Origin of the sequence: Mesorhizobium sp. M0030, from assembly GCF_040323695.1 — a bacterium.
Lineage (GTDB): Bacteria > Pseudomonadota > Alphaproteobacteria > Rhizobiales > Rhizobiaceae > Mesorhizobium.
The window spans coordinates 125,950-149,778 of record NZ_JAMYVE010000006.1 but is presented as its reverse complement, the minus strand read 5'-3'; the positions used below and the strand labels follow the sequence as shown (position 1 = coordinate 149,778).

General features: G+C 62.7%; 19 protein-coding genes and 2 tRNA genes. 18 read left to right on the top strand and 3 right to left on the bottom strand.

What is annotated here, in order from left to right:
• Positions 1-20: 20 nt before the first annotated feature.
• The 9 genes from NKJ80_RS14815 (at position 21) to derI (ending at position 9,778) form a co-directional block, all read left to right on the top strand.
• Positions 21-671 carry a DUF2291 family protein gene (locus tag NKJ80_RS14815; RefSeq protein ID WP_023714401.1) on the top strand — a complete coding sequence of 217 codons (651 nt, stop codon included), beginning with the start codon at positions 21-23 and terminating at the stop codon, positions 669-671.
• Complete coding sequence (locus NKJ80_RS14810) at positions 668-2,206, top strand: sugar ABC transporter ATP-binding protein (protein ID WP_352497803.1); 1,539 nt, start codon at positions 668-670, stop codon at positions 2,204-2,206. Before NKJ80_RS14815 ends, NKJ80_RS14810 begins: the two co-directional genes overlap by 4 nt.
• A gap of 26 nt (positions 2,207-2,232) precedes the next feature.
• The gene (locus NKJ80_RS14805) at positions 2,233-3,366 is read left to right on the top strand and encodes an ABC transporter permease (protein ID WP_023681691.1); all 1,134 of its coding nucleotides are present in this window, start codon (positions 2,233-2,235) and stop codon (positions 3,364-3,366) included.
• 39 nt (positions 3,367-3,405) lie between these two features.
• Positions 3,406-4,347, top strand: a complete 942-nt coding sequence (locus NKJ80_RS14800) for a D-ribose ABC transporter substrate-binding protein (protein WP_081726801.1) — start codon at positions 3,406-3,408, stop codon at positions 4,345-4,347.
• Between the two features lie 111 nt (positions 4,348-4,458).
• Complete coding sequence (locus tag NKJ80_RS14795; RefSeq protein ID WP_023672596.1) at positions 4,459-6,018, top strand: FGGY-family carbohydrate kinase; 1,560 nt, start codon at positions 4,459-4,461, stop codon at positions 6,016-6,018.
• On the top strand, positions 6,015-7,532 hold the full coding sequence (locus NKJ80_RS14790) for a glycerol-3-phosphate dehydrogenase (RefSeq protein WP_352497802.1): 1,518 nt from the start codon (positions 6,015-6,017) through the stop codon (positions 7,530-7,532). Before NKJ80_RS14795 ends, NKJ80_RS14790 begins: the two co-directional genes overlap by 4 nt.
• Positions 7,532-8,470 (top strand): sugar phosphate isomerase/epimerase family protein, encoded by a 939-nt coding sequence (locus NKJ80_RS14785; RefSeq protein WP_023701686.1) that lies wholly within the window; start codon positions 7,532-7,534, stop codon positions 8,468-8,470. Before NKJ80_RS14790 ends, NKJ80_RS14785 begins: the two co-directional genes overlap by 1 nt.
• A 76-nt stretch (positions 8,471-8,546) precedes the next feature.
• Positions 8,547-9,314 (top strand): triose-phosphate isomerase, encoded by a 768-nt coding sequence (locus NKJ80_RS14780; protein WP_023701685.1) that lies wholly within the window; start codon positions 8,547-8,549, stop codon positions 9,312-9,314.
• Positions 9,315-9,340: 26 nt separating this feature from the next.
• The gene (gene derI, locus NKJ80_RS14775) at positions 9,341-9,778 is read left to right on the top strand and encodes a D-erythrulose-4-phosphate isomerase (protein WP_023672592.1); all 438 of its coding nucleotides are present in this window, start codon (positions 9,341-9,343) and stop codon (positions 9,776-9,778) included.
• 15 nt (positions 9,779-9,793) lie between these two features.
• On the opposite strand, the gene dhaL is transcribed toward derI, so the two are convergent.
• The 3 genes from dhaL to NKJ80_RS14760 form a co-directional block, all read right to left on the bottom strand.
• Complete coding sequence (dhaL, locus tag NKJ80_RS14770) at positions 9,794-10,435, bottom strand: dihydroxyacetone kinase subunit DhaL (protein ID WP_023714405.1); 642 nt, start codon at positions 10,433-10,435, stop codon at positions 9,794-9,796.
• Positions 10,436-10,459: 24 nt separating this feature from the next.
• A complete protein-coding gene (locus tag NKJ80_RS14765; RefSeq protein ID WP_023667709.1) occupies positions 10,460-11,467 on the bottom strand; it encodes a dihydroxyacetone kinase subunit DhaK in 1,008 nt (335 codons plus the stop codon).
• Positions 11,468-11,674: 207 nt separating this feature from the next.
• Positions 11,675-11,749 (bottom strand) — tRNA-Asn (locus tag NKJ80_RS14760).
• A gap of 231 nt (positions 11,750-11,980) precedes the next feature.
• Here NKJ80_RS14760 and NKJ80_RS14755 point away from each other — a divergent pair.
• From NKJ80_RS14755 to NKJ80_RS14715, 9 genes are all read left to right on the top strand, one after another.
• The gene (locus NKJ80_RS14755; RefSeq protein ID WP_027050334.1) at positions 11,981-12,241 is read left to right on the top strand and encodes a PGPGW domain-containing protein; all 261 of its coding nucleotides are present in this window, start codon (positions 11,981-11,983) and stop codon (positions 12,239-12,241) included.
• Between the two features lie 335 nt (positions 12,242-12,576).
• Positions 12,577-12,650: transfer RNA gene (locus tag NKJ80_RS14750), tRNA-Cys, on the top strand.
• A gap of 109 nt (positions 12,651-12,759) precedes the next feature.
• Positions 12,760-13,434 carry a protein-L-isoaspartate O-methyltransferase family protein gene (locus NKJ80_RS14745; RefSeq protein ID WP_023667707.1) on the top strand — a complete coding sequence of 225 codons (675 nt, stop codon included), beginning with the start codon at positions 12,760-12,762 and terminating at the stop codon, positions 13,432-13,434.
• A gap of 185 nt (positions 13,435-13,619) precedes the next feature.
• Positions 13,620-15,005 carry a TolC family outer membrane protein gene (locus NKJ80_RS14740; RefSeq protein ID WP_023691095.1) on the top strand — a complete coding sequence of 462 codons (1,386 nt, stop codon included), beginning with the start codon at positions 13,620-13,622 and terminating at the stop codon, positions 15,003-15,005.
• Positions 15,006-15,335: 330 nt separating this feature from the next.
• Positions 15,336-16,232, top strand: a complete 897-nt coding sequence (locus NKJ80_RS14735; protein ID WP_023714409.1) for a PopZ family protein — start codon at positions 15,336-15,338, stop codon at positions 16,230-16,232.
• Positions 16,233-16,497: 265 nt separating this feature from the next.
• The gene (locus NKJ80_RS14730) at positions 16,498-19,281 is read left to right on the top strand and encodes a valine--tRNA ligase (protein ID WP_352497801.1); all 2,784 of its coding nucleotides are present in this window, start codon (positions 16,498-16,500) and stop codon (positions 19,279-19,281) included.
• Between the two features lie 358 nt (positions 19,282-19,639).
• Positions 19,640-20,872, top strand: a complete 1,233-nt coding sequence (locus NKJ80_RS14725) for an OmpP1/FadL family transporter (protein WP_023815403.1) — start codon at positions 19,640-19,642, stop codon at positions 20,870-20,872.
• A gap of 289 nt (positions 20,873-21,161) precedes the next feature.
• A complete protein-coding gene (gene ilvD / locus NKJ80_RS14720) occupies positions 21,162-22,886 on the top strand; it encodes a dihydroxy-acid dehydratase (RefSeq protein ID WP_023667702.1) in 1,725 nt (574 codons plus the stop codon).
• Positions 22,873-23,697, top strand: a complete 825-nt coding sequence (locus tag NKJ80_RS14715; protein WP_023691100.1) for a tetratricopeptide repeat protein — start codon at positions 22,873-22,875, stop codon at positions 23,695-23,697. The genes ilvD and NKJ80_RS14715 overlap by 14 nt, the downstream gene beginning before the upstream one ends.
• Positions 23,698-23,829: the final 132 nt, after the last annotated feature.

Below are 23,829 nucleotides of genomic sequence, written 5' to 3'. Positions count from 1 at the left end.
AAATCGCTGGTGGTTGCATCATGAGCGCGAAGGCTGCCACCGCCCGGCAAGCTTCGCCCCGCTTGCGCCGGGTGCTTGCCGGCGCCGCGGTTGTGGTTCTGCTCGGCGCCATGGCGCTCGACACCAAGGTGATCAAGATCGGCTCTGCCGGCGATGTCCGCAACGCCGTGTTTTCGGCGGCCGACTACGGCAAATCTGAATTCCCCAAGGTGCAAGCCGATGTCGAAGCGCGTGCCGCCGACGCCGCGACGGTGGCGACGGCGATCGCCAAGGACAGGGCGACGGCCGAAAAGGAATATGGCGTGCCGGCGGGAGTCGGACCGGTCATCTCGGTCAAGTTCACCGGCGTCGTCGGCGAGGGAAAATCGGGCATCTACAAGGTCGCCGTCGACGGTTTGCCGGACACGTTGACCGTCCGCGTACAGACTGGGCCGGCGATCAACGGCACCGAGCTTCGCGACGCCACCGGCAAGATCACCTTTGGTCAGTTCACCAACCAGATCGAGTATCAGGACGCCGGCTCGGCGCTGAACAACGAGATGAAGAAGGAGGTGCTGGCGAAAGTCGACACCAGCGCCTTGACCGGCAAGACAATAGCGGTGGTCGGCGTCTTCAAGCTGGTCAATCCGAAGAGCTGGCTGGTCACACCGGTGAGGCTGGACGTCAAATGACAATGGCTGCCGGCACAGAACCCGCGACTGGCGATGCCGTGCTTTCGGCGCGCAATGTCGTCATGTCGTATGGCGGCGTCCACGCGCTCAAGGGCGTCAATTTCGACATCCATCGCGGCAAGGTCACCACCCTGTTCGGAGAGAATGGCGCCGGCAAATCGACGCTGATGAAGATCCTGTCCGGCGTGGTGACGCCGACATCCGGCGACATCGTACTCGACGGCAATCTCGTCAGCTTTGCCTCGTCTTCAGACGCGCGCGATCGCGGCATTTCGATCATCCACCAGGAGCTCAGCCTGGCGCCGAACCTCAGCGTTCGCGACAACATCTTCATGGGCCGCGAACTGCGCACCAGAACCGGCCTCGACTTCGCCGAGGAGTCGCGCCAGGCGCGGGCGCTGATGGCCGACCTCGAAGAAGACATCGATCCGATGACCCTGGTCGAGGACCTGCGCCTGGGGCAGCAGCAGATCGTCGAGATCGCACGCGCGCTGTCGGTCGATTCCCGCATCCTGATCATGGACGAGCCGACCTCCGCGCTGAGCGCCACGGAGGTCGAAGTGCTGTTCAAGGTGATCCGCGACCTGACCAGCCGCGGCGTCTCCATCGTCTACATCTCGCATCACCTCGAAGAGGCGCTGCAGATCACCGACTACGCCGTCGTGCTGCGTGACGGGGCGATCACGGCGACGGCCGAGGCCAAGGACATCGACCTCGAATGGATCGTCCGCAACATGGTGGGCGAGAATTTCGATCTCGGCTCGCCGCCGACCGGCCACGAGTTCGGCGCGGTGGCGCTGTCGATCGAGGATGTCAGCGTCACCGACGCTTCGGGTTCAGGCTACGTCGTCGATCATCTGTCGCTGGATGTCAAAGCGGGCGAGATCGTCTGCATCTATGGGCTGATGGGCGCGGGCCGCACGGAATTGCTGGAGGCCGTCGCCGGCCGTGTGCCCATGGCGGGCGGGCGGGCGCTGCTGGAGGGTGAGGACGTTTCGGGACTGACCATTGCCCAGCGCATCGCCCGAGGTCTGGTTCTGGTCCCCGAGGATCGCCAGCGCGATGGCCTGGTTCAGACCATGACCGTCGGCCGCAACCTGTCGCTTGCCAGCATCGAGGCATTCGCCAAGGGGCTCTTCCTCTCCCGGCAGAGGGAGCGCGCACTGATCGACGATTCGATCCGCAAGGTGACCATCAAGACCGCGGGCGGCAACGCCATGATCGGATCGCTGTCGGGCGGCAACCAGCAGAAGGTCGTCATAGGCAAGATGCTGACGACAGATCCCAAGGTCATCCTTCTCGACGAGCCGAGCCGCGGCATCGACGTCGGTGCGAAGGCCGAAGTCTTTCGCTTGCTCAGCGAGCGTGCCGCGCAAGGCCTGGCGGTCGTCTTCTCGACCTCGGAGGTCAATGAGTGCCTCAGCATCGCCCACCGCATCGTCGTCATGCGGCGCGGCAAGATTTCAGCCGAATTCGGCGCCAACGCCACCAAAGAGCAGATCATGGCCGCCTCCGGCGAAGCCGTGGTCGCCTGACCACAGAATTTCCGGAGCCCCGACCCATGAGCGATGTCAGCCAGGCCAGCAAACAGTCCAGCCCCAATGCGGGCGGAGAGGGCTTCGACGTGGCCAAGCTGCTGCTCGAAGGCCGGGCCTTCTTTGCCCTGATCGTCATCATTGTCGTCTTCTCGATCCTGTCGCCCTACTACCTCTCGGTGGCGAATTTCCTGACCATGGCTTCGCATGTCGCCATCTTCGGGATTCTCGCCATCGGCATGCTGCTCGTCATCCTCAATGGCGGCATCGACCTGTCGGTGGGGTCGACGCTCGGGCTTGCCGGCGTCGTCGCCGGTTTTCTGATGCAAGGCGTGACGCTGACCTGGCTCGGCGTCGTTCTCTATCCGCCGGTCTGGGTGGTCGCGGTGCTGGCCTGCATGCTGGGCGCCGCTGTCGGGCTGATCAACGGCGTGCTGATCGCGCGGTTCAAGGTTCCGGCCTTCGTCGCCACGCTCGGCGTCATGTACATGGCGCGCGGCCTGGCACTGCTGATGACCAGCGGCCTGACCTACAACAATCTCGGCGGCAAGCCGGAGTTGGGCAACACCGGTTTCGATGCTCTCGGCTTCAACCGCCTGTTCGGCGTGCCGACCGGCGTGGTGGTGCTGGCGGTTATCGCGCTGATCGGCAGCATCGTCCTGAACCGCACCGCCTTTGGACGCTGGCTCTACGCCTCGGGCGGCAATGAGCGCGCCGCCGAACTCTCCGGCGTTCCGGTCAAGACCGTGCAGATTTCGGTCTATGTGCTGTCGGGCATCTGCGCCGCCATTGCCGGCCTGATCCTGTCCTCGCAGCTGACCTCGGCCGGGCCGACCGCCGGCACCACCTACGAACTGACGGCCATCGCCGCCGTGGTCATCGGCGGCGCCGCACTCACCGGCGGGCGCGGCAACATTCGCGGCACCTTGCTCGGAGCCTTCGTCATCGGCTTCCTATCCGATGGTCTGGTGATCATCGGCATCTCATCCTACTGGCAGACAGTGTTCACCGGCGCCGTCATCGTGCTCGCCGTGCTCCTCAATGCCGTTCAGTATCGCCGCCGTAGCAAGCTTCCAGCTTCGACGGGCGGCCAACCGACTTCTCAGAAACGGGGGAAGGCCGAACCGGCCAATCCTGCCCAAGGGAAGACTGCCAGCTGACTGGCAGCAAGACCGCGTAAAATCATTGGAGGAATGTACATGAAAATCGTGCTTAGAAGTTTGCTTGCCGCCGCGATGGTGGTCGGGTTTAGCGCAGCCGCATCGGCCGCGGGCCTGATCTCGATCATCGTCAACGATCCGGCCAACCCCTACTGGCTGACCGAAGGCAACGTCGCCAAGGCCGAAGCCGAAAAGCTTGGCTATACAGCCAACGTCGCCGCCCACAAGGGCGACACCAATACCGAAAGCAATCTGATCGACACCGCCATCACCAACAAGTCGGTGGCGATCATCCTCGACCCGGCCAATGCCGATGGTTCGGTCGGCGCGGTGAAGAAGGCGATTGCCGCCAACATCCCGGTTTTCCTCGTCAATGCCGAGATCAACCAGGAAGGTCTTGCCAAGGGACAGCTCGTCTCCAACAACGCCCAGGGTGCGGCTCTCGGCGCCCAGCAGTGGGTGCAGGCGGTCGGTGAAAAGGGCAAGTATGTCGAACTGCTCGGCGCCCCCTCGGACAACAACGCCGCCACGCGCTCGAACGGCTACGCGACTGTGCTGAGCCAGTATCCGGATCTCGAAAAGGCCGCTTCGCAGGTCGCCAACTGGGATCGTACCCAGGGACACGACAAGATGCAGAGCATGCTGCAGGCCAATCCCGACATCATCGCGGTGATCAGCGGCAACGACGAAATGGCGCTTGGCGCGGTTGCGGCGCTGAAGGAAGCCGGCAAGCTCGCCGGCATCAAGGTCGGCGGCTTTGACGGCTCCCCGGATGCGGTTGCGGCCATCAAGTCCGGCGAACTGCAGTACACCGTGCTTCAGCCGGTGGCCATCTTCTCGGCCAAGGCCGTGCAGCAGGCCGACTCGTTCATCAAGACGGGCGCTACCGGCGCCACCAGCGAGAAGCAACTGTTCGATTGCCTGCTCATCACCAAGGACAATGTGGACAAGTACACCGCACCCTTCGTGCTGTCGGAATAAAAACCTGCTCAGGGGGTGTCCTTCGCGGACACTCCCTGGCTCTTCCATGGCTTCGAGACAACAAAGACTGCTCCTTGTGACTTGCCTTCATAACCATCCGGAACTTGCGGCATGAAAGACCTGCTGATCGGGATCGACGCGGGAACGTCCGTGATCAAATCGGTCGCTTTCGATCTATCGGGGCGGCAGCTCGCCATGGCATCGGTGACCAACAGCTTCGTCACGCTGGAAGGCGGCGGCGCCGAACAGGACCTTAATCAGACCTGGCGCGACATGGTGCTGACCGTTCTCGATCTGGCGACGAAAATTCCAGACCTCGCGCGGCGAACCGCGGCCGTCGCGGTCACCGGGCAGGGCGACGGCACCTGGCTGATCGATGGCGACGGCATGCCGGTCGGGCGCGCGTGGCTCTGGCTCGATGCGCGCGCCGGACATCTGGTGGACGAGATGCGCGGCGATCCCCGGGATCGCACGCGGTTCGAGATCACCGGCACCGGGCTCAACGCCTGCCAGCAGGGCGCTCAGCTCAGCTGGCTGAAGAAAAACAGCCCGGAAATCCTGGAGCGCGCCGCCACTGCCTTTCACTGCAAGGACTGGCTCTATTTCAAGATGACCGGCGAGCGCGCCACCGATCCTTCGGAGGGAACATTCACCTTCGGCGATTTCCGCGCGCGCAGCTATTCCGACGAGGTGCTCGACATTCTGGATCTGACGTCGCACCGCCGCCTGCTGCCCCCCATGCTCGAAGGCACGACCGACCATCATCCGCTTTCTGCGTCGGCAGCAGGCGAGACCGGCCTGCTTGCGGGCACGCCGGTGGTGCTGGGCTACGTCGACATGGTCAGCACCGCGCTCGGCGCCGGCCTCTATGATCCAAGCGGCAATGTCGGCTGCACGGTCATCGGCTCGACCGGCATCCACACACGCCTAGCGCGCACTCCTGATGATGTCGTCCTCAACGACAATGCCTCCGGCTACACGATCGCCATGCCGGTTCCGGGCGCCTATGCGCAGCTGCAATCCAATATGGCGGCGACGCTCAACATCGACTGGCTGCTTGGCCTGGCGCGCGACGTGCTGACCGCCAGCGGCGCAAAACCTTCGCGCGACGAGCTGCTGAAAGCGCTCGATGTCTGGGTCGAAGGATCGGAGCCGGGATCGCTGGTCTATCAGCCCTATATCTCGCTCGCCGGCGAACGCGGACCGTTCGTTGACCCCGACGCACGCGCGGGCTTCATCGGCCTCTCGGTCAAGCACGGTTTTGGCGATCTGGCGCGCGCCGTTCTCGAGGGATTGGCCTTCGCGGCCCGCGATTGCTACCAGGCCATGGGCAGCATGCCCAGCGAGATCCGCCTGTCTGGCGGCGCGGCGCGCAGTCCGTCGCTGCGCCGTATTATCGCCGCGGCAACCCGCGCGCAGGTCAGAACCAGCAGCCGCCAAGAAGCAGGTGCCGCGGGTGCGGCGATGATGGCCGCGGTCGGGCTCGGCTTTTATCGCTCGATGGATGATTGCTGCGCCGAATGGGTGACGCCGCTTCTGGGCGAATGCGACGCCTATGACGAGGCGCTTTCGCAAACCTACGATGCGCTGTTTCCGTCTTTTGTCGCGGCGCGTCAGGCGCTGCATCCGGTGTGGAAATCGATGGCGCACCGCACAGGAGCTAAGTCTTGAGCGATACAACGGATATTGTCGATCTCTTCGTGATCGGCGGTGGCGTCAACGGCGCCGGCATAGCGCGCGATGCCGCGGGTCGCGGGCTGTCGGTCATCCTGTGCGAGAAGGACGATCTGGCGCAAGGCACCAGCTCGCGTTCCGGCAAGCTGGTGCATGGCGGCCTGCGCTATCTCGAATATTACGAGTTCCGGCTGGTGCGCGAAGCGCTGATCGAGCGCGAGGTGCTGCTTGAGGCGGCGCCGCACATCATCTGGCCAATGCGTTTCGTGCTGCCGCACAGCCCCGAGGACCGGCCGGCATGGCTGGTGCGGCTCGGGCTGTTTCTCTACGACCATCTTGGCGGCCGCAAGCTGCTGCCGGGAACGAGGACACTGAACCTGAGAACGGCGCCGGAAGGGGCGCCGATCAGGGACGAATTCAAGCGTGGCTTCGAATATTCCGACTGCTGGGTCGATGACGCCAGGCTGGTGCTGCTCAATGCGCTCGATGCCAGTCAGCGCGGAGCAAAAGTCTTCACTCGCACTGCCTGTATTGCTGCCTGGCGCGAAGACGGCCTGTGGTCGATCGACATGCAGGACGGCCGCACGGGCGCTGTGACGAGGGTCCGCGCACGCGGGTTGGTCAACGCGGCCGGGCCATGGGTGAATGACATCGTCAGCCGCGTCGCCGGACAGAATTCCACCCGCAACGTTCGCCTGGTAAAAGGAAGCCATATCGTCGTGCCAAAATTCTGGGAGGGACGGCAGGCCTATCTGATCCAGAACAACGACAAGCGGGTGATTTTCGTCAATCCGTATGAGAATGATCTGGCGCTGATCGGCACCACCGACATACCCTATGAAGGCAGGCCTGAGCTAGTGGCGGCCGAAGCCAGCGAAATCGATTATCTGATCAAGGTGGTCAACCGCTACTTCAAGCGCCAACTCACCGCGCAGGACGTGGTCTACAGTTTCTCGGGCGTGCGGCCGCTCTATGACGACAATGCCGACAACCCGAGCGCGGTGACGCGCGACTACATCTTCGAACTCGACGCCCCGAACGGTGGCGCGCCGCTGCTTTCTGTGTTCGGCGGCAAGATCACCACCTTCCGCAAACTGTCCGAACATGCGCTGGAAAAGATCCAGCCCTTCTTTCCGACCATGAAGAAGGCCTGGACAGCCAAAATTCCCCTGCCGGGAGGCGACCTGCCCAACGCGGATTTCCAGCAGTTCCTGGGCGATCTGCACGCCGAGTTTTCGTGGCTTAGCCCGTCGCTGGTGAAGCACTATGCCCGCAGCTACGGCACGCGCACGCGCGCCTTGCTGAAAGGCGTAAAAGGCGAAGCCGATCTCGGCCGTCGTTTCGGCCCGGATTTCTATGAGCTCGAAGCTGTCTTCCTGTTCGAGACCGAATGGGCGATGACCGCCGCCGACGTTCTCGAACGCCGGACCAAACACGGGCTGCATATCAATGCGGCCGAGCGGAAAACATTCGAAGACTGGTGCACAAAGACAATGGCGGCGGTGAACTGATGGCCTTCACGCTTTCGCTGAACACCAACCCGCTGGTCAATCGCTTCGCCGATCCCGACGATCTGATCGACGCCATTGCCTATGGCATCGGCATCCGCGACGTGCAACTGACGCATGAATTCGTCAATCCGGGCTGGCCGGCGGCAACGATCGCCAAGTTCGTTCGCCTGTTCAACAGCGCCCTGGCGCGGACCGGCGTGCGGATCACTTCGGGTATGACCGGTCCCTATGGCCGGCTCAATCATTTCGGCCATCCGGACGCGGATGTGCGCCGCTATTATGTCGATTGGTTCAAGACCTTCGCCGACATCTCCGCCGAACTCGGCGCGTCGGGCATGGGCACGCAGTTCGCCATATTCACCTACAAGGATTTTGACGATCCGCAGCGGCGCGCGGCGCTTCTCGACATCGCGCTCGAATGCTGGCGCGAAGTGGCCGAGCACGCCAAGGCGGCGGGCCTGACCTACCTTTTCTGGGAACCGATGTCGGTCGGGCGCGAGTTTGGCCACACGATCGAAAGCTGCGTCGAATTGCAGGGCGCCATCGATGCGGCCAAGCTGCCGATCCCGATGCAGATGATGGTCGACATCGACCATGGCGACGTGACCTCGCCCAGTCCTGACGACACCGATCCCTATGCCTGGGCGAAAGCGTTCCCGTTGCAATCGCCGATCATCCACATCAAGCAATCGTCGATGAACAAGGGCGGGCACTGGCCGTTCACCGCCGCCTACAACAAGGATGGCCGGATCATCCCGCAGAAGCTGCTCGACGCCGTGCGGGCGGGTGGCGGAACCGACAATGAAATCTGCCTTGAACTTTCCTTCCGGGAGAGGGAACCGGTCGATCATCAGGTTATTGCAATGATCCGTGAGTCGGTGGATTTCTGGGCGCCTTACATCGACAGCGGCCGCGAAAGTCTCAAGCCTCGCGCTTGAGGCAAACCGCCGGCCCGAAGGCCGGCGCAGACCCGGAAACACGCATCATTCGAATTTCGGATCGAAGGAGAGAAGAATGGCCCCATATTGGGTCGGCACGAGCTGGAAGATGAACAAGACGCTGGCGGAGGCGCTGCAGTTCGCCGAGGCATTGGCGGCGTTCGTGCCGGGCTTCGATCCGGCGATACAGCCTTTCGTCATTCCCCCCTTCACCGCGGTGCGGCAGGTCAAGGCGGCGCTCGCCAACACCCGCGTCAAGGTCGGCGCCCAGAACATGCATTGGGCCGATGCCGGTGCCTGGACGGGCGAGATTTCGCCGGTGATGCTGAGGGATTGTGGGCTCGACCTGATCGAACTCGGCCATAGCGAGCGCCGTGAGCATTTTGGCGAGACGGACAAGATCGTGGGACTGAAAACCGCAGCGGCAGTCAAGCACGGCTTCGTACCCTTGATTTGTGTCGGCGAGACGCTGGCCGAGCGCGAGGGCGGCCGCGCCGACGAAATCCTGACCGCGCAGGTTTTGGGCGCGCTGCAGGGTCTCGCAAACAATGAGTTGTCGGCAGAGATACTCTTTGCCTATGAACCGGTGTGGGCGATCGGCGAGAAAGGCATTCCGGCCAGCGCCGACTATGCCGACAAGCAGCAGGCGCTGATCAAGCAGGTCGCAGCAACCCGGTTGCCGACCGCCCCGCTTGTGCTCTACGGCGGCAGCGTCAATCCCGGCAACGCGGCCGAACTGATCGGCCAGCCGCATATCGATGGGCTGTTCATCGGCCGCTCGGCATGGCAAGCGGAAGGCTATATCGACATTCTCAAAAAGGCATCGGCCGCCATTGCGCGCTGACCACGAAAACGAAGGAGTTAATTGCCATGAAGATCGCACTCGGAGCCGACAGCGCCGGCAAGCCGCTGCTCGATGTCATCGCCAAGCATCTCGCCACCAAGCCAGAACTGCAGGTCGTCGATCTCAGCCAGGCCGGATTCTACGCCGATATTGCCGCTGCGGTCGGCCACGAAATTGTCGACGGCAATTACGACCGCGCCATCCTGTTTTGCGGCACCGGCATCGGCGTCAGCATCTCGGCCAACAAGGTGCCCGGAATCCGTGCCGCGCTAACCCACGACACCTATTCGGCGGAACGCGCTGCGAAATCCAACAATGCCCAGATCATCACCATGGGTGCGCGCGTCATCGGCCCCGAACTGGCCAAATCGATCGCCGACGCCTGGCTGGCCTCGGAGTTCGATCCGAACGGTCCCTCTGCCGCCAACGTGCAGGCTGTCGACAAGCTCGACGCGAAGCGCTGAGGATCCGCTCCCGACCTAGCCGGTCAAGGCGATCCGCATCGCCTCGATCACAGTTACGGCGGACGCCGCGCCTGGATCCATATGGCCAAGCGAGCGTTCGCCGAGGCGGGAGGCCCGGCCCTTGGTGGCGATCATCGTCTTGGTCGCCTCCGCGCCGACCTTTGCCGCCTCGGCTGCAGCCGCGAGGCTGCCGGCCAGCCCCTTGCCGGCGGCCAGTGCCTCGCCCGCAGCCCTCGCGGCCGGCGCCCACGCATCGATCATCGTCTTTTCGCCAGGCTCGGCCTTGCCGCGATCCTGAATGCCTCTGGCCATCGCTTGGAACATAGCGACCGCGTCGGCGTCGTCGAGCGTCGCCTTGCCCTTGACGGCGGCCGCGCCGCGCATGAATGCCGTGGCATAGAGCGGGCCCGAGGAGGCGCCGACGGCGTTGAGGAACGACTTCGCCGCCGTGTTCAGCAAGATGGTCGGATCGGTGGTCCCGTCGTCCAATGCGGCCACCGCGTCGCGTGCCGCGGCAAATCCCAACTCCATGGCAATGCCGTGGTCGGCATCGCCGATCACCCCGTCAAGCGCGCACAACCGGTCCCGGTCGGCTGACATGGCGTCGGCGATGGCAACGAACATCGCGGCAAGGCGGGTGGTGTCGATTGTTGTCATCTGTTGTTCCTTGCCGTCCCCAGTTTACCCGGCGCGAAACATGGCGCAGTCGCAAGGGTGGTCGAGCATCGTTTGCAACTCGTCGTCGAGGTGGTGCAGCGTGATCGAAGCGCCGGCCATTTCGAGCGAGGTGCAGTAATTGCCGACCCAGCTTGCGTGAATGGATACACCGATATCGTCAAGCCGCTGCTTCACGCGCCGGTTCATGATGTAGAGTTCCATCAGCGGTGTCGAACCCAGCGAATTGACCAGCACGGCGACCTTCTCGCCGCGTGCCGGCGCCATCTCGGCGAGAATCCTGTCCAGCATTTCGTCGGTGATCTCGTCGGCCGTTTTGAGTTTTCCGCGTGCGATGCCGGGTTCGCCATGGATGCCCATGCCGATCTCCATCTCGTCGGGTCCGATTTCGAAATTCGGCCGGCGGGTTTGCGGCAACGAACAGGGCGCCAATGCGACGCCCATGGTAAAGGTGTGGTCGTTGGCTTTCCCGGCAATGCGTTCGCATTCATCGAAAGACAACATGCGGTCGCAGGCGGCGCCTGCCGCCTTGAAGATGAAGAAGTTCCCTGCGACACCGCGCCGCTTGTGCCTGTCACCAACGGGCGCGGAAGCGACGTCGTCGGTGCTCAGCACCGTGCGCACCTCGATGTCGTCCATCGCGGCCATCTCGGCCGCCATGTCGAAATTCATGACGTCGCCGGCATAGTTGCCGTACATGAACAGCACACCGGCGCCGCCGCTCGCCGCCTTGGCGCATTCGAGGATCGGGTCGGGCGGCGGAGAGGCGAAGACATTGCCGATCGCCGCCGCGTCGGCCAGCCCCTTGCCGACGAAGCCGAGAAAACTCGGCTCGTGGCCCGAGCCGCCACCAATGACGAGGCCTACCTTGCCTTGGCGCGGTCCATCGCGGGCGATGATCGAGCGCGGGCTTCCGTCAACGGCTTTGAGATGGCGGGGATGCGCAGCCAGGATGCCTTCCAGCATCTCGTCGACGGCCCGATTGCCGTCATTGATGATCTTCTTGGTTTGCACCAACGTCCTCCCGATTTGGTATTTTCATAGGTGATACCGGGCGTTATCAGGCTGCCTTCGGGCGAGGGCAGGGGCGCGATGCCCACCAAACTGCCTCGATCGGCTTCGTAGCTGTTACCAGCCGTTCTGGCAGAAGCTAAGCGGACCGAAGTGCGCGGACAATGGCGCTGTAGTGTACAAGATCGCACCACGGCTTAGAAAAGGCGGTGGCTCCCCGGGCCGGATTCGAACCAGCGACCAACCGGTTAACAGCCGGTTGCTCTACCACTGAGCTACCGGGGAATAGAGGCTCTCATGTGAGTGGCGCAGCCTATAGCAAACCCTTTTCGGCTTTGCAAAGAAGCATTTCGCATTTTTTAGCGCATTTTCACCCAATGGTTTCTGGCAATCGCCGGATGACACCACATATGAGCCGTCTTGGGCGCCGTCGGACCTTGGTCGGCGGAACCTGAAAGGCGATTGCAGCCTTTAGCGCATATGGCTTTATCGAAGGCAACCGGATCGACTTTCGACATGACTGCAGCAGACGAAAACCAGGCACCGGCGCGGAAAATCTCGGTGTTCGGGCGCGAGTTCACCATGCCGCGCTCGCGCGGGCTGAGGATCGCCATCGGTATCGTGCTGGTGTTTTTCGGCCTTCTCGGTTTCCTGCCGATTCTCGGCTTCTGGATGATTCCGCTCGGCCTTTTGGTGCTTTCCTACGAATTTGCCGCGGTGCGCCGCCTGCGGCGCCGGTTCGTCGTCTGGTGGGAACGGCGTCGCCGGCCAAATTGAAAGCGATGGCGCGCGGTCCCGGTTCAGTGGACGCTTCGCTTCCAGCCCCCCGCAGACCTTCCCCTCGAATATCTCCTTGAGAACGGCAGCCCCTGGTGTCAGCCGCGCGTTTACGGTGAAAGCCAGTTTGCACCCGCTGCGTAAAGCTGCGGGTTCGAGTTTCGCCGGTCGCGCAGCCATGCTTGAGGAGCGGCCAATATGCCGGTGCGCCAAGCGCTGAAATCGCTCGGGAACCACGTTGCGGCGGCTGATGAGGAAAGCGCGCCGGAATGCCGCGCGGACGCTTGACGACCTTTCGCTGCCACCATATTGAGTTCGCTCGCCGGGAGCGATGAGGCCTCGTGGCGGAGTGGTTACGCAGAGGACTGCAAATCCTTGCACCCCGGTTCGATTCCGGGCGAGGCCTCCAATCGCTTCAACTCCCGCATGCCGGGGGCTTGAGTTCCGGTCGAATGCGCCGCAGTGTCGGCGCGACAAGCGCATTTCAGCGCATTGGCTTTTGACGGATTGGTTGGGACATGAGCGCTGATTTCTCCGAACTTCGCGTCAAGATGGTCGACGGCCAGGTCCGCACCACCGATGTGACCGACGCAGCATTGCTCGATGCGATGCTTGCCGTGCCGCGCGAGGCCTTTGTCGGGGCCGGCCAACAGGCTCTCGCCTATATCGACGAGGATATCCGCATCTCCGACGGCGCCGATGGCAGCGGTGCGCGCTACCTCATGGAGCCGTCGCCACTGGCCAAGCTTTTGCAGTTGGCCGAGATCGACGCCGGCGATTCGGTGCTCGATGTCGGCTGCGGCACCGGTTATTCCGCGGCGCTGCTGTCCAGGCTGGCCAAATCCGTCGTGGCGCTGGAAAGCGATACCACACTGGCGGAAGCAGCCAAAGCGGCGCTTTCGGCGCAGGGCTGCGATAACGTCACCGTGGTCACCGGCCCACTGCCGCAAGGTCATGCCGCCAAGGCGCCCTACAATGTGATTCTCATCGGCGGCAGCGTCGAGAAAGTGCCTGCGGCGCTGCTTGACCAGCTTGCCGAAGGCGGCCGGCTGGTGGCTGTGGAAGGGCAGGGCAATGCGGGCGTAGCCCGGCTCTTTTTCAATGCAGGGGGGGTTGTAACCGGAAGACGGGCATTTAATGCGGCAATTAAGCCACTACCCGGATTTGAACGCATTCATGCCTTCGAGTTCTAAGTGATTTTGCCTTGCAGCAAAGACTCTGTCATGTTGGCTTGCGATTGAACGATCGTTGCTGATTGGTTAACCGGGGTTTCGGGAGGCTGTCAGCGGGGGAACGATACATCGACGCGGCGCTGGCCGATCCCTAGGGATGGGCTGGCGTGGCGTGGTTCCCGTGCAAAACGAATGAGGGATATAAAGTGCCGTCCTTAGCCAAGAGTTTGTTTGTTACTGTCCTCATTTCCGCGACAGCGCTTTCGCCGATAGCCGCCTCGGCGGAAACCATTCTCGGCGCGCTTTCCAAGGCCTACCAGAACAATTCCTCGCTGAATTCGGCCCGTGCCGGCGTGCGCGTCACCGATGAGGGCGTGGCGATCGCCAAGTCGGGCTATCGCCCGGTGATCACTGGTTCGGCTGATATCGATTACACCTCCAGGCACCTAAACGGCAGGAACGCGAGCCTGGCATTGACCACCGGCAGCTTCGGCGTTCGGATTGATCAGACGCTGTTCGACGGCTTCCAGACCAAGAACAGGGTCGCGTCGGCCGCTGCACAGGTGAGGGCCTCGGTCGAGGGCCTGCGCAACACCGAAGAGAACACGCTGTTCAACGCGGCGAGCGCCTATATGGACGTGATTCGCGACCGCCAGGTGGCGGTGCTGACCGAACAGAACCTGCAGTTTCTGACCGAGCAAGCGCGCGCGGCGCGCTCGCGCTTCGAGGTCGGCGAGGGCACGCGCACCGATGTGGCGCAGGCCGACGCGTCGCGTTCGGCCGCGGTGGCGCAGTTGAGTGCCGCCCGTGCGCAGGCTCTGGCCAGTGCGGCAACCTATCATCAGATCGTCGGCGACGAGCCGGGCAAGCTCAAGGCCGCGTCGCCGTTGGCGAAGCTGTTGCCGAGGAGTCTCGAGGCGGCGATCGGCATTGCATCGAACGAGCATCCGGCCATCCTGGCCGCCCTACATTCCGTCGATGCAGCCGGATTTGATGTAAAGACGCAGGAGGGTGCGTTGCTGCCGCAGTTGACTGCCAGTGCCGGCCTTTCCCATGTCTATCAAAATACCGTACCTGGCGCGGGGGATTCGGACGGCGATTCCAATGCCGCCACCGTCGGCGCGACGCTGACCGTTCCGATCTATTCGGGCGGCCGTACCTCCGCACTCGTTCGTCAGTCGAAGGAATCGCTCAGCCAGGCTCGCATCGAGGTGGATGTCAGCCGTGACTCGGTGCGCCAGGCCGTGACCTCGGCATGGACGCAATACATCGCAGCGCGTGAAAGCGTCGACGCTAATCGGCAGGTGATCGCGGCCGCACAGTTGGCGCTCAACGGCGTCATCGAGGAGCGCAATGTCGGACAGCGCACCACGCTCGACGTGTTGAATGCCCAGAACGCCGTCATCTCGGCAAAGATCGACCTCGCCAGCTCCGAGCGCGATGTGGTTGTAGCGAGCTACGCCATCCTGTCGGCCATGGGCCGCCTGTCGGCCGATCGCCTGGCGTTGAATGTGGTGAAGTACAAGCCTGAAGAGCACTACAGAGCCGTCAAGGACAAATGGATCGGGCTGCGTACGCCGGACGGTCGTTGATCGCGACTGAGCGGTTCAAATCCCGCCAAGATTGAAAGTATCGTAGCGCCGCGCTTCCCAAGGATGCGCGGCGTTTGTCTTTTGTAGCCTAAATTGTTGAAATCCGGCGTCTTCCGAGATTGGGGATTCTCGGATGGCGATCCGTCGGCTACGCTGTCGCCATGATTCGTATCCGGCTTTGCCGGACAGGAATCCAGGAACGGGTCACTACAGCGCCACGCGTCCGATGGATGCGCAAAGGAGGCTGTAGAACTTTGATTTTGCGCCTGATCCTCTTCGAAAATCGAAGATCGATTTTCGGGATCATGCGCGGGGGCGGCGGATGTGACGATGGCGACGGCAAGCAGCGCACAGCGCGAACCTTCCATGGAAGAAATACTGGCTTCCATCAGGAGGATCATCGAAGACAGCGACACCGGCCGCAAGCTGCCGGGCGACGCCGATGAGTTGCGCCAGGACCTTGTGCCGGCCGCCGGGCCTGTTTCGGATGTCGAGGCCTTCCGCAGCGAATTGCACAGCTCGACCGAAAGCAAGAAGCCGGTGACGCTGGCCGAGGTGCAGGCCCAACTGGCCGAGCCGGTGGTTGCGCGGCCGGAGCCGCGCTCCGAGCCGTCGCCAGTGAAGCCTGCCATTGCGGCAAATGCCACGACCGCCGCGCCACCCGCGCATGCTCCGATGACATTGGCGGAAGTAAGCGCCAGGATAGCCAGTGAGCCAGCTCCCGCCGTCAGGGCAGAAGCTGCAGTGCGGGCAAAGGCGGAAACCACCGACTCGATCGTCACGGATTGGCGCCGCGAAATCGCGGCCGTTGGCAATCAGGCAAAACCGGCTGACACAGTACGGCGGCCCGAGATCAGGCAGCCGGAGATCAGGCAGCTGGAGACTGAAAATCGGCAGGCAGCAATCGCGGAGGTCGAGGCTTTCGAGGACGATCTCGCTGCCGAGCCGGCTTTCGAGCCTCGTCCTTCGAGCGGCGAGCGCGCGCGCCCGGCCGATACAACTCCGGTTCGGTCGGCGATCGTTTCGGAACATACGGGACGGCAGGTCGCAGCCGCCTTCGGCGAGCTCTCCGACGCCTTCGCCAGCCGCAGCAAGAAGACCTTCGACGAGATGGCCGAGGAGATGCTGCGGCCGATGTTGCAGGACTGGCTGGACAACAATCTGCCGACGCTGGTCGAGCGCCTGGTACGCGAAGAAATCGAGCGCGTCGCGCGCGGCGCGCAGTAGACATCACCATAGCCCGTTCCGGATTAAGGCGCCGCCTTCGGGCGACGCTTTCGCTGCAGGTCAGCTTCCGGCCGATGTCGCGAACACGATCAGGTACCGTCGGGATCGCTGACGATGAAGGTGCAGGCATGGCCTTTCCGTTGAAATGACCAGGGCCCCGCCTATTTGCGTTGAAGGACTGAGGCCGCCCTCGCGGTTGACTTGGCCAAAACCTTCCGATTTACACCGGGTCAGCAAAACTCCCGACCGCGCGGACCATTTTCCCATGCTTGAAAAGACCTACGACGCCAAGACCGTCGAGCCCAGGATCGCCAAAATCTGGGAAGAGGCGGACGCATTTCGCGCCGGCGCCGGCGCCGAGGAGGGGGCGGAGGCCTTCACCATCGTCATCCCGCCGCCCAACGTCACCGGCTCGCTGCATATGGGCCATGCACTCAACAACACGCTGCAGGACATACTCGTGCGCTTCGAGCGCATGCGCGGCAAAAACGTGCTGTGGCAGCCCGGCATGGATCATGCCGGCATCGCCACGCAGATGGTGGTCGAACGCCAGCTGATGGAAAAGCAGATACATCGCCGCGATCTCACCCGCGAACAGTTCATCGACAAGGTCTGGGAGTGGAAGGCCGAGTCCGGCGGCGCCATTTTCAACCAGCTGAAGCGGCTCGGCGCCTCGGCGGACTGGTCGCGCGAACGCTTCACCATGGATGAAGGCCTGTCCAAGGCCGTGCTCGAAGTTTTTGTCAGCCTCTACAAGGAAGGGCTGATCTACAAGGACAAGCGCCTTGTGAACTGGGACCCGAAGCTGTTGACGGCGATCTCCGACCTGGAGGTCGAGCCGCAGGAGGTCAATGGCAATCTCTGGCACTTCCGCTATCCGATCGAGGGCGAGATTTTCGATCCGGAAAATCCTGGGACATTCATCACCGTGGCGACGACACGGCCCGAGACGATGCTGGGCGATACGGCAGTCGCCGTGCACCCGGACGACGAGCGCTACCGGCATCTGGTCGGCAAGAATGTCGTGTTGCCGATCGTCGGCCGGAAAATTCCGGTTGTGGCTGACGAGTATTCCGACCCGGAAAAGGGTTCCGGCGCCGTCAAGATCACGCCGGCGCACGACTTCAACGATTTCGAGGTTGGCAAGCGCCACAAGCTGCCGGCGATCAACATCCTGACCATCGAGGCGGCAATAACGCTCAGGGATAACGAGGATTTTCTCGCCGGGCTCGACGTGACGCCGGAGCGCCAGGCCGTCTGGGACGAGCTCGACGGTCTCGACCGTTTCGTCGCGCGCAAGAAAATCGTCGAGCTGATGGAGGCCGGCGGCTTCCTCGACAAGATCGAGCCGCATCGCCACGCCGTGCCGCATGGCGACCGCGGCGGCGTGCCGATCGAGCCGTTTCTGACCGAGCAGTGGTATGCAAACGCCGCCGAGCTGGCCAAGCCGGCGATCGCATCGGTGCGCGAAGGCCGTACCAACTTCGTGCCGAAGAACTGGGAAAAGACCTATTTCGACTGGATGGAGAACATCCAGCCCTGGTGTATTTCACGCCAGCTATGGTGGGGTCACCAGATCCCGGCCTGGTACGGGCCGGACGGCCGGGTCTTCGTCGAGAAGACCGAGGAAGAGGCGCTGGGCGCCGCGATCGAATATTATCTGGCGCTGGAAGGTCCATGGAAGGCCTGGGTCGAGGACAAGCTCGAGACCTTCAAGCCGGGCGAGATCCTGACCCGCGACGAGGACGTGCTCGACACCTGGTTCTCGTCGGCGCTTTGGCCGTTCTCGACACTGGGCTGGCCGGATCACACGCCGGAGCTGAAAACCTATTACCAGACCGACGTGCTGGTGACCGGTTTCGACATCATCTTCTTCTGGGTCGCCCGGATGATGATGATGGGCCTGCATTTCATGCACGAGGAGCCGTTCCACACCGTCTATGTGCATGCGCTGGTGCGCGACAAGAACGGGCAGAAGATGTCGAAGTCGAAAGGCAACGTCATCGATCCGCTCGACCTCATCGACGAGTTTGGTGCTGACGCACTGCGCTTCACGCTGACGGTGATGGCGGCGCAGGGGCGCGACGTAAAGCTCGATCCGGCGCGCATCGCCGGCTACCGCAATTTCGGCACCAAGCTGTGGAACGCGACACGCTTTGCCGAGATGAACGAGGTCGCGCGCAATGACGATTTCTGGCTCAACGACGCCAAGCTGCCGGTCAATCGCTGGATCCTGACCGAGCTGACCAGGGCGTCGCGCGCTATCACCGAGGGCATCACCGGTTACCGCTTCAACGAAGCAGCGGGCGCCGCCTACCGCTTCGTCTGGAACCTGTTCTGCGACTGGTATCTGGAACTGCTGAAGCCGGTGTTCATGGGCGCCGACGAGGCGGCCAAAGCCGAAAGCCGCGCCTGCGTCGCCTTCGTGCTCGACGAGATCTACAAGCTGCTTCACCCCATGATGCCGTTCATGACGGAGGAGCTGTGGGCGCAGACGGCAGGTGGGGGCAGGCCGCGCGCAACGCTGCTGTGCCACGCCGCCTGGCCGTCGCCCGACTTCGAGGACGCCGATGCAGCCGCCGACATCAACTGGCTGGTCGATCTGGTCTCCGGTATTCGCTCCGTGCGCTCTGAAATGAACGTGCCGCCGGCGGCGATCGCGCCGCTGGTGGTGGTCGGCGCCAGCGCCGAGACTCACCAGAGGCTGGAACGCCATGCGTCCGCCATCAAGCGGCTGGCGCGGGTCGGCGACATCTCGCTGCAGGATGCCGCACCCAAGGGCTCGGCCCAGATCGTGCTCAACGAGGCGACGATCTGCCTGCCGCTCGGCAGCCTGATCGATCTCTCCGCCGAGGCGGCGCGGCTGCAGAAGGAACTGGCCAAGGTGACCGAGGAAATCGCGCGGCTGCACAAGAAGCTGTCGAACGAAAGATTCGTCGCCAGCGCGCCGGAAGAGATCGTCGCGGCCGAGCGCGAAAAACTCGACGAATACCGCGATCAGCAGGAGAAGCTTTCGGTGGCGCTGACCAGGGTGCGCGACGCCGGTTGACGGCCGGATTCGCGAGACGCTTGCAGCGCTTCGCGAAGGTTCTTTTGCTCGAAAAATAGGCGTTCCGTTGCGTTAATATTGACGTAAACGGAAAGTTTCGACCCCATTGTTGCCATAATGTAACAATGGGGCCGAATGCCAGCAAAATAGCCGGTTTTGGTGCCGTTTTGAGCGGTTTTTTCTGATTTGTTCCCCAGTCTGCCGCCCAAATGGTCATTTTCGAACCTACCGGCCAGGCCGCCACTGTGTTCGAAATGCGGTCCGCAAGAGTGTACATGTACGCTATGTGAATTCATTGTTGCGCCGTTAACCCGAATTGGTTCTAGCTTGACGCACTAGTATTTCGGGGAGGACATCCATGAACAATTTGCGTTTGAAAACACTGCTGGGGGCGGGGTGTTTTTCGCTGGCTTTGATCGGTTCCGCGATGCATCCGGCGCGTGCCGGCGGCCTGGAGCGCGGCGGCTACGATATCGATCTGCTGTTCGATGCCTCGCCGTTCGCGACGGAAGCCGAAGCGACTTATGTGATGCCGGATCGCAAGTACAAGAATGCCCTCGGTCCAGCGAAGCAAGACCTTGGCCTGGGCACTTCGGCCGATGGTGCCGAGGGCTATTGGGTGCCGCGTATCGGAATGAAAGTTCAGGTTGTGCAGGGTGTCGACTGCATGGTCGACTATTCGCAGCCTTGGGGTGCCCACACTGCGCCGGGTGCCGCTTGGAACGGTGCGTTTTCCAATACAGAAACCGATATCAAGAGCAACAACTACGCCGGCACCTGCTCATACAAGTTTGATGCCGGTAAGGGTCAGCTCCGTTTTATCGGTGGCGTGTTCTATCAGGATATCTCGGGCTTCAAGGAAAGCCTAGTGAACCTCCTTCCGGCGTTGACAGGTCGTGTCGACCTGGAGACCAGCGGTTGGGGCTGGCGCGCTGGCGTTGCTTACGAAATCCCCGACATCGCGCTGCGCGCGAGTCTGGTCTACAATTCACAGGTTAAGCTCGACAATATCTCTGGCTCGCTGACTTTGCCGGATGGCTTGGGAGGGACCATCGTCAGGCCCATCTACGGCTCCACGCAGTACATGCCTGATTCCTTGGAGTTGAAATTGCAGTCGGGTATCGCTCCAGGCTGGCTAGCCTTCGGTTCGATCAAGTGGGTGAACTGGAGTGTGCTGCAAAGTGTTCCAATCTGCCCGACCGGCCTCGCTCCCCCAGCGGTGTGTTTCACGAACGGTCCGGGTCAAGTGACGTCGCTCGATCTGATGTATCGTGATGGCTGGACTGTTTCGGGCGGTATTGGTCACAAGTTCAACGATCAGTGGAGTGCTGCCGGTCAGCTAGCTTGGGATAGGGGAACTTCGCATGGCTACGGTGCGCAGACCGACACTTGGACGTTGGGTGGCGGCGTCGCCTATACACCGACCCCAAACGTTGAAGTTCGCTTGGGCGGTGCGGTCGGCGTGCTGACCAGCGGCCATTCCGGCACATTGGCCGGAGAGAATGGTTATGTTGCTGGCGAAGACTCCAGCTATGATTTCGGCAACGATCTGGTCACAGCTATTTCTGGTGGCGTTAAAATTAAGTTCTAAGTCTTTGGAAATAAAAACAAAAGGCCGGGTAGCGCTCGGCCTTTTTGTTTGCGCGGTTAGCGTCAGATCGGATCGGCAAGGGCCAGCGTTGCAAATCCGTCGCATCACTTTCACCTCTCGTAATTGTGACGTTTTGGCAACAGTTCCCGACCAACCCCCGCGCTACAACTCCGCCAGACCAAATTGCCCATTTCCCGCCATAAACCCGGCGCACCTCGAATTCGTCTCGGGACACGCGCCAGAAGGCTCGGCGATGGGGCAGGCCGCACCGCCCGCGGCAAGGAAGAGTATGGACGCCAGAGTCATTTCCAAGGCCAAGCTGCCGAGCCGCCATGTGACCGTCGGTCCGGCGCGTGCGCCGCACCGTTCGTATCTCTATGCCATGGGCCTGTCTGCCGCCGAGATCGCACAGCCGCTGGTCGGCGTCGCCTCCTGCTGGAACGAGGCGGCGCCTTGCAACATCTCGCTGATGCGCCAGGCGCAAGTGGTCAAGAAGGGCGTCGCCGCAGCCAACGGCACGCCGCGCGAATTCTGCACCATCACCGTCACCGACGGCATCGCCATGGGGCACCAGGGCATGAAGTCGTCGCTGGTGTCGCGCGATGTCATTGCCGATTCGGTCGAACTCACCATGCGGGGCCATTGCTACGATGCGCTGGTCGGCCTTGCCGGCTGCGACAAGTCGCTGCCCGGCATGATGATGGCCATGGTGCGGCTCAACGTGCCGTCGATCTTCATCTATGGCGGCTCGATCCTGCCGGGCTCCTATCGCGGCCGCCAGATCACTGTGCAGGACGTGTTCGAAGCAGTCGGCCAGCATTCGGTCGGCACGGTCAGCGATGCCGAACTGCTCGAGATCGAGCAGGCGGCGTGTCCGTCCGCCGGCTCCTGCGGGGCCCAGTTCACAGCCAACACCATGGCCACCGTCGCCGAGGCGATCGGCCTGGCGCTGCCGTACTCCTGCGGTGCGCCGGCGCCTTACGAGATGCGCGACCGCTTCAATTTCGCCTCCGGCGAAAAGATCATGGAGCTGATCGCCAAGAACATCCGGCCGCGCGACATCGTCACGCTGAAGGCGCTGGAGAATGCGGCGACCGTGGTCTCGGCCACCGGCGGCTCGACGAATGCGGCTTTGCACCTGCCGGCGATCGCGCATGAGGCAGGCATCAAGTTCGACCTGTTCGACGTTGCCGCGATTTTCGAGAAGACGCCTTACATCGCCGACCTCAAGCCGGGCGGCAAATATGTCGCCAAGGACATGTTCGAGGCCGGCGGCATTCCGCTGTTGATGAAGACGCTGCTCGACCATGGCTATCTGCATGGCGACTGCATGACCGTGACTGGCCGTACTTTGGCCGAAAACATGGAGCATGTTGCCTGGAATGATAGCCAGGATGTGGTCCGTCCCGCCAACCGACCAATCACCCAAACCGGCGGTGTCGTGGGCTTGAAGGGCAACCTTGCCCCCGAAGGCGCGATCGTGAAGGTCGCGGGCATGACGGAGCTGAAATTCTCAGGCCCGGCACGCTGTTTCGATTCGGAAGAGGAATGTTTCGAGGCGGTCACGCACCGCAACTACAGGGAAGGCGAAGTTCTCGTCATCCGCTACGAGGGTCCGCGCGGCGGTCCGGGCATGCGCGAGATGCTGTCGACGACGGCGGCGCTCTACGGCCAGGGCATGGGCGGCAAGGTGGCCCTCATCACCGACGGCCGTTTTTCGGGCGCGACACGCGGGTTCTGCATCGGCCATGTCGGGCCCGAAGCAGCCGTTGGCGGCCCGATCGGGCTCTTGAAAGACGGCGACGTGATCTCGATCGACGCGACCAAAGGCACGATCGAGGTCGACCTGTCCGAGGCTGAACTGGCAACGAGGGCGAAGGCCTGGAAGGCGCGCACGACCGACTACCAGTCGGGCGCGATCTGGAAATATGCACAGACGGTAGGGCCTGCCCGCGACGGCGCGGTCACCCATCCCGGCGGTGCCAAAGAAACACATTGCTATGCGGATATCTGAGTTGTTGAGGTCGTCTGTCCTTCCGGCACTGGTCGCTGTTGCGATCTTTGGCGCCGTGAGCCAGGCCATGGCCTTCGACGACAAGGTGTTCGACGACAAGACCGGCGTGAAGCCGCAATCGAGCCCGTGGGCCGTGTTCCAGTTCGGCTTCTCCGCTTACAAGAGCGGCCACAAGGAACAGGCGGTCGAGGCCTATAAATACGCCGCCGAAAACGGCCAGATCGGCGCCACCTGGAAGCTCGCCCGCATGTATGCCGAAGGCGACGGCGTGACGCGCGACGACTACGCGGCGTTCAAATTCTTCTCCGAGATCGTCGATCAGGATGTCGAGCCGGGTTCGCCGGAGGAAAGCTATGTCTCCGACGCGCTGGTGGCGCTGGGCGACTATCTCCGGACAGGCATCCCCGGCAGCCCGGTCGAGGAAAACGAGGTCGCGGCGCAGGAATATTACATGCGTGCGGCCGCCAATTACCGCAACCCGAACGCCCAGTTCGAGATGGGCCAGATGTTCCTGAAGGGCGAGGGCGGCGTCAAGGCCAGCGTCAAGCAGGCCGGCCGCTGGTTCCAGCTCGCCGCCGAAAAAGGCCATGCCGGCGCCCAGGCGACGCTTGGCAATCTTCTGTTCCAGAGCGGCAAGATCGTGCGCGGGCTGGCCATGATGACCGCCGCGCTCGAACGCGCCTCGCCGAGCGACCAGCCGTGGATCCGCGGCATGCAGGAAGAGGCATTTGCCGCCGCCGGCGAAGCCGACCGCCGCACTGCGATTTCGCTTGCCGACGATATTCTCACCAAGGGCGGCGGCGACCAGTGAAATTGCCAATCTCCCCCCTTGAGGGGGATGCCCGGCAGGGCAGAGGGGGGCGCTGTGCCGCTGGCATTTCAGTTGACTAAAGTTTGCCCGGGTTGGACTGAGAGGGTGAGCTTGTTTGACCGAAAGGTCGCG